This window comes from Brevundimonas sp. (assembly GCF_036677305.1).
Lineage (GTDB): Bacteria > Pseudomonadota > Alphaproteobacteria > Caulobacterales > Caulobacteraceae > Brevundimonas.
The window spans coordinates 1-9,657 of the sequence record NZ_JAKFEB010000250.1 but is presented as its reverse complement, the minus strand read 5'-3'; the positions used below and the strand labels follow the sequence as shown (position 1 = coordinate 9,657).

Genomic DNA, 9,657 nt, shown 5'->3' with positions numbered 1-9,657 from the left:
CGTCGCCGCGGCGGGGGCGGCGGCTTCCGGAGCGGCGCGGGCCGCTGCATCGACCGCCGCGTCGGCGGGGGCGACAGCGTCCTGCGCCGGGCTCGGGCCGCAACCGGCCGCGGCCAGGGTCGCCGTCAGTGCGGCGGCCGCGAACATGCGCTTCATTCGGTATCGTCCCTGAAAAGACTGTCGGATTGGCCGCACCGTGGCCCAAGGCTGCGGCGGCGGCAAGGCGGGTTCACGCCTTCTGAAAGGCGCGGAATGACGCGGCCCTCACCCCGTCGGCGCGTCGGCCTGACCCGGCTTGCCCTCGGCGGGATCGCCGCCCGGCCCGGTCTTGTCCGCGCCCGTGTTCTTGATCGGGTTGGGATCGGCGGTCGAGGGCGACTGCGGATCGGCCGAGGCCATGCCCTCGCTGGCCAGACTTTCGTTGACGGCGTCCTGATCGGGATCGTCGTCCGAGCCCGTCGCCGCCCCGCCCTGCAGCGAACCGGCCCGCGTGTCCGACCCCATGCCCGATCCCGACAGGGCCTCGGTCAGGGCGTCCGGCTTGCGCCCCAGGTCAGGCTTCTCGCCCATGTCCTCGGCCTCGCGGGCGTCCTGGGTCTGGTTCTGATCGGTCATGGCGAAGCTCCTTCGGGAGAAGAAGCGGACGGGACCTGTCACGGTTCCCGCAGCAGGCCCCTTGTATGGCCGAATACCCCGGGTCAGGCTGGGGCCCCCTCGTCGAAGGAGGCTTTGATGCTCGAAATTCTGGACGCGCCCGATAACGTCATCGCCATGCGCGCCGCGGGTACGATGGACGCCGCCGACTACGACCGGATCATCGAGGTGATCGAGATCAGGTTGAAGACCCATGACCGGATCGGCGTCGTGGCGGACATGACGGATTTCACGGATTTCACCGGAGAGGTCCTGCTGAAGGATCTGCGCTGGAACGCCGCCCATATCGGGGACTGGGGAAAGTTTCCACGGTGCGCCATGGTCACCGACAAGGCCTGGCTGCGCGTCATGGCGCAGACCTTCAGCCCTCTCATTCCCGGCGTGGAGATGCGGGTGTTCGAGCCGGGCAGGCTGGAAGACGCCCTGGCCTGGGCCTCCGGCGTATAGAAAAGGGGCCGGATCGCTCCGGCCCCTCCCATCTTGCAGTCAGCCGACGCGGCTTACTTGCCGAACAGCTTGTTCCAGCGGCGCTTGTCGCGGTTCTTCCAGGTCCCGCGGTGATAGGCGTCCGAGCCGATCAGCGGCACGACCGTGGTGGCTTCGGCGAAGACCATCTGCTCGTGGGTGGTCTGGACCTTGCCCCAGGAGGCGGCTTCCTTGAGCGTCGACGAGGAACAGGCGCCGTCGCGGACGTCGGCGACCGTGATCTGCACGGCGTATTTGTGCATCTCGGCCTCGACGCCGAGGATCTCGGCGCAGACGACGGTGTCCTGGGCGAAGTTCTTGGGCACGCCGCCGCCGACCATGAACAGGCCGGTGACGCCCGCCGCGATCTTGACGTCGGTCAGTTCGCGGAAGTCCGCCACCGCGTCGATCATCAGATACGGCTTGCCCTCGGCCATCCGCTCCTTCTGGTGCTTGACCAGGCCGAAGCCGGCCGAGCTGTCCACGAAGGCCGGGCAGAAGATCGGCACGCCCTCTTCATAGGCGGTCTGGATCAGGCTGCCGGGCTTCTTCGCATTGCCCTCGGACAGCCACTTGCCCATCTCCCAGATGAACTCGCGCGAGGAATAGCCGCGCGGCTCCAGCCGGTTGCAGATCTCCAGGATGGTGTGGTCGCAGGCCTGGAGCTCTTCCTCGTCGATATAGGTGTCGTAGATCCGGTCGATGTAGTTGTCGCGCAGGACGTTGTCGTCCACCTCGCCGGCGGCCTGGTAGTGTTTGAAGCCCAGGGCCTCGAAGAAATCCATGTCGACGATCGAGGCGCCGGTGGCGACCACGGCGTCGATCATGCCGAACTTCACCATGTCCCGGTACACGTGCATGCAGCCGCCGGCCGAGGTCGAGCCGGCCAGGATCAGCCAGGGCGAGCAGGCCTTGTCTTCCAGCGCCATGTTGAAGATGTCGGCGGCCCGGGCCGTGTCGCGGCTCGAGAACGACATCTTGCGCATGCTGTCGATGATCGGACGGGCGTCGAACGAGGTGATGTCCACGTGCTCGACGGTGTTCTGGAGCAGCAGGGCCTTCTGGTTCGGAATGGATTCGGCTTGAACGGGAGCGTTCATTGCAAGGGTTTCCCTTTGATTTGAGCGCCCGTCGACAAAAGGAACAGCGGCCCGGACGGAGCGACGGGCCGCTGCTGATTACAACGCGTCAGCGACGGTTTAGCGCCGTTGCTTCTTCCGCTGGCCGGCCTTGCCCTTGGGGCGCGACAGGCGAACGACCTTGCGGGCGGTCTCTTCCGCCGTGGTGCGCACGGTCGGGATGGAGCGCGGCGCCAGGCCGTACAGCGAGGCCATCGGGGCGTCGCCGACCGCAGCGATGTCGTGTTCGCCATAGCCGTTGAAGCCGGTCGACATGGCCACGCCATAGGCGCCCAGCATGCCGATCTCGATGAAGTCGCCTTCCTGCACATCGGCCGGCAGCCAGAACGGTCCCGGCATGTGGTCGATGGAATCGCAGGTCGGGCCGTAGAAGCGGAAGGGCTTCAGGTCTGCAGACGCATCTCCGTCCCGGACCAGTTTGGTCGGGAAGGGCCAGCGCGAGTGGGTGGCGTCGAACAGCGAGCCGTACGAGCCGTCGTTCAGATACAGGGCGTCGCCCTTGCGCAGGTCGACGCGGCACAGGACCGACGACGATTCCGCGACAAGCGCGCGGCCGGGCTCGCACCACAGTTCGGTGGTGTGGGTGACCGGCATGTCGGCGAAGCCGCGGTGGATGGCTTCGGCGTATTCGCTCATGTCCGGCGGGACCATGCCCGGATAGACCGAGGGGAAGCCGCCGCCGACATCGACGATGTCGACGATCACGCCGGCGCGGCTGATGGCGCGGCCGACCTGGGCCATGGCGGCCTCATAGGCGGACGGGCGCATGCACTGCGAACCGACGTGGAAGCAGACGCCCATCAGGCCGTCGACCACCGCCTGGCGCGTGGCCAGCAGCAGCGACGGGGCCTGGTCCGGCGAAACGCCGAACTTGCCCGACAGGGAGTAGGCGGCGCCGTCGGCCGAGACCGTCATGCGGACCAGCAGGTTCAGGTCGGTCGCATTGCCCGTGGCGTCGAGGATCTTGGCCAGCTCGTCATGGCTGTCCAGCGAGAAGGTGCGGACGCCGTGCTCGAAATAGGCGCGGGTGATCGCGCCGCGGCTCTTGACCGGATGCATGAAGGCCAGGCGCGCGTCGGCGCTGACCGAACGCACCAGTTCGATCTCGGCGAGCGATGCGACGTCGAAGGCGGTGACGCCGGCCTCGACCAGGGTCTCGATGACCCAGCGCGAGGGATTGGCCTTCACCGCATAGAAGACGTCAGCCTTTAGATTGTCCTGGAACCAGCGCGCCGCTACGGAAACCGAACGCGGCCGCACGAGTGCGACGGGACGTTCAGGGGACCGCTCGCGGACCAGGTCCAGGGGAAATGGATACGTGCGCAATTCACGTAAACCCCTGTAATTGTTAAACCCAGACCGGCGTTAGCAGCGCAACGTTAGACCACGGGGTCCGCCGGAAGCCGCGATGTAGGGTCATGGACCTGTCATGTAAAGCGGTTTTTTCTAGGCGGGCCCTGAGCTTAGGCCGGATTTGTCCGCAAGCGGACCATCTTCGGGAACCCGCGGAAACCGCTTCGTGACTCAGCCGTAACTTGCCGGACCGGATACCGCTGTTAGCGTTCCGCCCCTGGTCAATTCCACGGGATCGCCGCCCATGCGCCGCATCGTCTTCGCCGCCGCCGCCGCCCTCATGATCGTGGCGGGCGCGCCGCCGGTCATGGCCCAGGTTCCGGCGTCCCGGCTGGCCCGCAGCGTCGACATCCCCTTCGAGGCCTTCACCCTCGACAACGGCCTGCGCGTCGTCGTCCACACCGACCGCAAGGCGCCGGTGGTGGCGGTCGCCGCCTGGTACAATGTCGGCGCCAAGGACGAGCCCGAAGGGCAGACCGGCTACGCCCACCTGTTCGAACATATCGGTCTGTTCAATCCGACCGAGAACGTGCCCGGCGGTCTGATGGAGCCCCTGCGCGCCATGGGCGCCACCGACTGGAACGGCACCACCTGGTTCGACCGCACCAACTTCTTCCAGACCGTGCCGACCTCGGCCCTCGAACAGGCGCTCTACATGGAGAGCGACCGGATGGGGCACCTGCTGGGCGCGCTCAGCCAGGAGCGGCTCGATAACCAGCGCGGCGTCGTCCAGAACGAGAAGCGCCAGGGCGACAACCAGCCCTATGGCCTCGTCTACTACGCCCAGCTGGAGGCGCTCTTCCCGCCGGGCCATCCGTACCGCCACTCGACCATCGGCTCGATGGCCGACCTCGACGCCGCCAGCCTCGAGAACCTGCGCCAGTGGCACCGCGACAACTACGGCCCGAACAACGCCGTGCTGGTGCTGGCGGGGGACATCGACGCCGCCGCGGCCCGCACCCTGGTGCAGCGCTATTTCGGGCACATCCCGCGCGGCGCGCAGAACGAGCCGGCCCAGGCCGATATCCCGACCCTGCCCGCCCGCATCGACCGCACCCTGCACGACCGCGTGCCCAACACCCGCCTGTACCGCACCTGGGTCGTGCCGGGCATGCTGGATGCGAACGCGGCCGATCTGGACGTCGCCGCCAGCGTCCTTGGCGGACTGGCCAGTTCGCGGCTGGACAACGCCCTCGTGCGCGGCGACGAGACAGCGACCGCGGTCACGACCGGCTATCAGCCCTTCCACCGCATCGGCATGTTCACGACTACCGTCGATGTGAAACCCGGCGGCGATGTCGAGGCCGTCTCGGCCAGACTGGACCAGCTGATCGCCGACTTCATCGCCTCCGGCCCCACCGCCGACGAGGTGGCCCGCGTCGTCACCTCGCGCATGTCGCAGCAGATACAGGCGCTGGAGCCGGTCGGCGGCTTCGGCGGCAAGGCCGTGGTGCTGGCCGAGGGCGAGCTCTACGCCGACGACCCGGGCTTCTATCGCAAGGAATTGGCCGACCTCGGCGCCGTCACCCCCGCCTCGGTCAAGGCGGTCATGGATCGCTGGCTGACCCGGCCGGTGCTGGCCGTCCGGGTCGATCCCGGCGAGCGCGAACCCTATGCCGAGGCCGCCGACGCCCGGCCCGCGCCGGCCGCGGCCGAACCGCTGGCCTTCACCCCGCGCGAGCCCATGCCCGCCGTCGGCGCCATGAAGGCGCTGGACTTCCCGGACACCGAGCGCGCCCGCCTGTCGAACGGCGTCGAGGTCGTCTACGCCCGCTCCACCACCGTCCCGACCACCCGGGTGGCGGTCGAGTTCGACGCCGGCGTCGCCGCCGATCCCGCCGATGCGCTCGGGACCCAGACCCTGATGCTGGCCGCCCTGACCGAGGCCACCACGACCCGCGACGTCGATGCGCTCAATGAGGAGCAGGAACGTCTGGGGGCGACGATCAACGCCTTCGCCGGGGTCGACCGCACGACGGTCAGTCTGACCGCCGTCACCGCCAATCTCGAACCGTCGCTGGACCTGCTGGCCGACGTCATCCGCAACCCCGCCTTCAAGCCGGCCGATGTCGAACGCCTGCGCGCCCAGCAGCTGGCCGGCATCGCCCAGGAGAAGGCGTCGCCCAACGGCATGGGCGCCCGCGCCCTGCCGGGGGTCCTGTACGGGGCGGCCCATCCCTATGGCCGGGCCTGGTCCGGCCTCGGCGACACGGCGGCCGTCCAGGGTCTGGACCGCGACGACCTGACCGCCTTCCACCAGCGCTGGATCCGCCCGGACAACGCCCGCGTCTTCATCGTCTCGGACAGGCCGCTGGCCGAGCTGACGCCGATGCTGGAGGCCCGCTTCGGCGCCTGGGCTGCGCCGTCCGTCGCCAGGGGGACCAAGGCCTTCGACGCGCCCGCGCCCGCGGCCCAGCCCCGCATCGTCCTGATCGACCGGCCGCAGTCGCCGCAGTCGCTGATCCTCGGAGGACTGGTGCTGCCGGTCACAGGCCGCGACGACCTCGTCGCCTTCCAGGCCGCCAACGAGGTGATCGGCAACGGCTTCCTGTCGCGCATCAACCAGGACATCCGCGAGACCCGCGGCTGGTCCTACGGGCTGAATGGCCGCACCACCCTGATGGAGAACGGCGCGCCCTACATCATCAATGCGCCGGTCCAGTCGAACCGCACGGGCGAATCCATCGCCGTCCTGATCGACCAGTACCGCGCCTTCCTGTCCGACCGCGGCGTCACGGCCGCCGAGCGGGAGCGCACGGTCAACGGCAACGTCCGCCAGCTGCCCGGCAGTTTCGAAACCTCGGCGGCGATCCTGAACGCCCTGCGCACCAACGCCCTGTACGGCCGCCCGGACAACTACTGGGAGACGCTGGCCCCGCGCTACGAGGCCATGACCGCCGCCCAGATGGACGCCGAGGCCCGCCGCATTATCGACGGCTCGCAACTGGTCTGGGTCGTGGTGGGCGACGCCGCGACTGTACGTCCGCAGCTGGAAGCGCTCGGTCTGCCGGTCGAGGTGCGAGCGGCGCAGTAATCGGGCGTGGCCCGGCTGCTGTTCCGCTGGACGAAATCCTCGCGGACGTGTCATTAAGACTTGCCTCGCGGGCCTGATCGGGCCATGCGGCGCGCCCTTGCAACCGCTTTCAGCGTGTCCATGACCTCAGCCACCGCCGCCGTCGCGTCCGTGAAGGACGTGTCCAAGACTTTCGGCGCCCGAAAGGCCCTGAACGGCGTGTCCGTCGAGGTCGGGGCCGGAGAAATGGTCGCCCTGATCGGCCCCTCCGGGTCCGGCAAGTCGACGCTCCTGCGCTCGATCACCGGCCTGCAGACGATCGATTCCGGCAAGGGGACGATCACCGTCTTCGGCGAGACCGTCCAGAAGAACGGCCGCACCACGGGCGCGACCCGCGCCGCGCGCCAGAAGCTGGGCATGATCTTCCAGCAGTTCAATCTGGTCGGACGCCTGTCGCTGTTCTCCAACGTCATGCTGGGCGCCTTGGGGCGTCTGCCCGGCTGGCAGGGCTTCCTCGGCGCCTGGCCGCAGGCGGACAAGCAGCGCGCCATGGCGGCCCTGCACCGCGTCGGCGTGTCCGACTATGCCGCCCAGCGCGCCAACACCCTGTCCGGCGGCCAGCAGCAGCGCGGGGCCATCGCCCGCGCCCTCGTCCAGGGGGCAAAAGCGATCCTCGCCGACGAACCCGTCGCCTCGCTGGACCCCGTATCCGCCCGCAAGGTGATGGAACTGCTGGTCGAGCTGAACAAGCGCGACGGTCTGGGCGTCATCGTCACCCTGCACCAGGTCGACTACGCCATCCGCTATTGCGACCGGGTCATCGCCCTCAAGGCCGGCCAGATCGTCTATGACGGGCCGGCCACCGGCCTGGACACCAAACAGCTTATCGATATCTACGGTCCCGAGTTCGAGGACGCGTTCTGGGAAACCAAGGCATGACCTTCGCACCCGTCACCCGCCGGCTGGGCCTCATCGCCGCCGCCGCAGCCATGCTCGGTCTCGCCTCGTGCGGAGGCGGCGACGGCAAGTCCGCGGCCGCGCCGACCGAGATCACCTTCTCCATCCTGTCCGCCGAGGGTCAGGCCTCGGCCGGCCCGCTGTGGCAGCCGCTGCTGGACGACATGTCCAAGGCGATCGGCGTCGAGGTGAAGCCCTATTTCGGCTCGAACTACACCGTCCTGGTCGAGGCCATGCGCGGCAACCAGACCCAGGTCGCCTGGTTCTCGGCCAAGCCCGCGGTGGAAGCCATCGACCGCGCCGACGCCGAGGTCATCGCCCGCACGGTCAACAAGGAAGGTCTGGACAGCTACCGCTCCACCCTGATCGTCCGCGCCGGCTCGGGCATCACGCTGGATCAGGTCATGGCCTGCGGCAAACGCTTCGACTTCGGCATCGGCGACGCCCAGTCGACGTCGGGCACGCTGGCTCCGATGGCCTTCCTGTTCAATCCGCGCAACGTCGTCCCGGCCCAGTGCTTCAAGACCGTCCGGGCCGCCAACCATCAGTCGAACGCCTTCTCGGTGGCCTCGGGCCTCCTGGATGTAGCCACCTCGAACACGGTCAACACCGTCTTCCTGCGCAAGCAGAACCCGCAGGTCGCCGCCCAGATTCAGGAAATCTGGCAGTCGCCGCCGATCCCCGAAAGCGGGATTCTGGTGCGCGAGGACCTGGATCCGGCGCTGAAGGAAAAGATCCGCAGCTTCTTCCTGACCTACGGTCAGGGCGAGGGCGTCGAGGCCGAGCGCCAGCGTCAGGTTCTGGCGGGTCTGGAGTATTCGCGCTTCAACGCGGCCGACGACGGCTATCTGAACCCGATCCGCGAAATGGTCGCCGACCAGAAGCTGGGCGAGGCCCGCGACAAGGGCGACGCCGCCGGCGTCGCCGCCGCCGAGCGCGAACTGCAGCGCCTGCGCAGCCTGCGCGAGGTCCAGCCTTGACCGACGCCGCCGTCAAACCGTCCGCGACCGGCATTCCGAATCCGCCTTCGAAATCCATGGGCGCGTGGGTGCTGGACGTCCTGATCTGGGGCGGGATTGCCGCGATTCTGGTCTACAGCTTCGGCCCCGTGGAACTGGACGGCGTCTCGAAACTCGTGACCAACGCGGGCAATACGCAAGCGATCGCGAGCGGGTTGCTGCACCCCGATTTCACTGAATGGCGGCTGTTCGTCGCCAAGATGTGGGAGACGGTTCAGATCGCGCTCTGGGGCACCTTCATCGCGGTCTTCCTCGCTGTTCCGCTCGGACTTCTGGCCGCCCGCAACATCGCGCCCATCTGGATCGTGACGCCGATCCGCTGGGTCATGAACCTGCTGCGGTCGGTTCCTGATCTCGTGATCGGTCTGTTGTTTGTCGTGGCGGTGGGCCTCGGCCCGCTGGCCGGTGTTCTGGCCATCGCCCTCAACACCGCCGGCGTCCTGGCCAAACTGTTTTCGGAAGCCGTCGAGTCGATCGACAAGGGTCCGGTCGAGGGCGTGCGCGCCACCGGCGCCTCCCAGCTGCATGAGATCGTCTGGGGCGTGATCCCGCAGGTTGCGCCGTTGTGGACCTCGTTCGCCCTGTACCGCTTCGAGTCCAACAGCCGCTCGGCGACCGTGCTGGGTCTCATCGGGGCCGGGGGCATCGGCCAGCTGCTCTTCGACTACATGAACAGCTTCGACTACACCAAGGTCGGCGCCGTCGTGATCATCGTCGTCATCGCCGTGACCCTGATCGACATGCTGTCCCAGGCCATGCGCAAGCGCCTGCTGTAAGCCTCGGCCTCACCCAATGAAAAGCCCGCCACCGCGATCGCGATGGCGGGCTTCTTGTTTTCCCGACCCGATCAGGCGGGCCGCAGATCCGGCGGCGTCGCCTCTTCCGTCAGTATGCGGATCGCCTCATCCAGCGACACCACCTCCTGCGCCTGCGAGCCCAGGCGGCGGATGGCGACCGTGCCCTGTTCGGCCTCGTTCTTGCCGACCACGGCGATGACGGGGACCTTGCCGACCGAGTGTTCGCGCACCTTGTAGCCGACCTTCTCGTTGCGCAGGTC

The 9,657-nt window shown here is 68.2% G+C and carries 9 protein-coding genes; 5 read left to right on the top strand and 4 right to left on the bottom strand.

The annotated features are described in order from the left end of the window. Positions 1-264: 264 nt before the first annotated feature. Positions 265-615, bottom strand: coding sequence for a ribonuclease (locus V6M42_RS14365; protein WP_332659474.1), 351 nt, complete (start codon positions 613-615; stop codon positions 265-267). A 117-nt stretch (positions 616-732) separates the two neighbouring features. Between V6M42_RS14365 and V6M42_RS14360 the strand changes: the two genes are divergently transcribed. Next, positions 733-1,101, top strand: a complete 369-nt coding sequence (locus tag V6M42_RS14360) for an STAS/SEC14 domain-containing protein (RefSeq protein ID WP_332659475.1) — start codon at positions 733-735, stop codon at positions 1,099-1,101. A 53-nt stretch (positions 1,102-1,154) separates the two neighbouring features. On the opposite strand, the gene V6M42_RS14355 is transcribed toward V6M42_RS14360, so the two are convergent. After that, positions 1,155-2,219, bottom strand: coding sequence for a 1,9-bis(guanidino)-5-aza-nonane synthase (locus tag V6M42_RS14355; protein ID WP_332679139.1), 1,065 nt, complete (start codon positions 2,217-2,219; stop codon positions 1,155-1,157). Positions 2,220-2,318: 99 nt separating this feature from the next. Beyond that, positions 2,319-3,584, bottom strand: a complete 1,266-nt coding sequence (locus tag V6M42_RS14350; protein ID WP_332679138.1) for a type III PLP-dependent enzyme — start codon at positions 3,582-3,584, stop codon at positions 2,319-2,321. Positions 3,585-3,855: 271 nt separating this feature from the next. Here V6M42_RS14350 and V6M42_RS14345 point away from each other — a divergent pair, with 271 nt between their 5' ends. The 4 genes from V6M42_RS14345 to phnE all read left to right on the top strand — a co-directional run bounded on the left by V6M42_RS14345 (position 3,856) and on the right by phnE (position 9,376). Continuing rightward, positions 3,856-6,645 carry a M16 family metallopeptidase gene (locus tag V6M42_RS14345; protein WP_332679136.1) on the top strand — a complete coding sequence of 930 codons (2,790 nt, stop codon included), beginning with the start codon at positions 3,856-3,858 and terminating at the stop codon, positions 6,643-6,645. A gap of 120 nt (positions 6,646-6,765) precedes the next feature. Continuing rightward, positions 6,766-7,563 carry a phosphonate ABC transporter ATP-binding protein gene (gene phnC / locus V6M42_RS14340; RefSeq protein ID WP_332661214.1) on the top strand — a complete coding sequence of 266 codons (798 nt, stop codon included), beginning with the start codon at positions 6,766-6,768 and terminating at the stop codon, positions 7,561-7,563. Beyond that, on the top strand, positions 7,560-8,561 hold the full coding sequence (phnD, locus tag V6M42_RS14335) for a phosphate/phosphite/phosphonate ABC transporter substrate-binding protein (protein ID WP_332679134.1): 1,002 nt from the start codon (positions 7,560-7,562) through the stop codon (positions 8,559-8,561). The genes phnC and phnD overlap by 4 nt, the downstream gene beginning before the upstream one ends. A 56-nt stretch (positions 8,562-8,617) precedes the next feature. After that, positions 8,618-9,376: a phosphonate ABC transporter, permease protein PhnE gene (gene phnE / locus V6M42_RS14330; RefSeq protein WP_442880979.1), complete on the top strand. Its 759-nt coding sequence runs from the start codon at positions 8,618-8,620 to the stop codon at positions 9,374-9,376. Between the two features lie 71 nt (positions 9,377-9,447). On the opposite strand, the gene V6M42_RS14325 is transcribed toward phnE, so the two are convergent. Next, positions 9,448-9,657, bottom strand: a 210-nt coding sequence (locus V6M42_RS14325) for a His/Gly/Thr/Pro-type tRNA ligase C-terminal domain-containing protein (RefSeq protein WP_332679133.1), incomplete at its 5' end; no start/stop codon positions are given.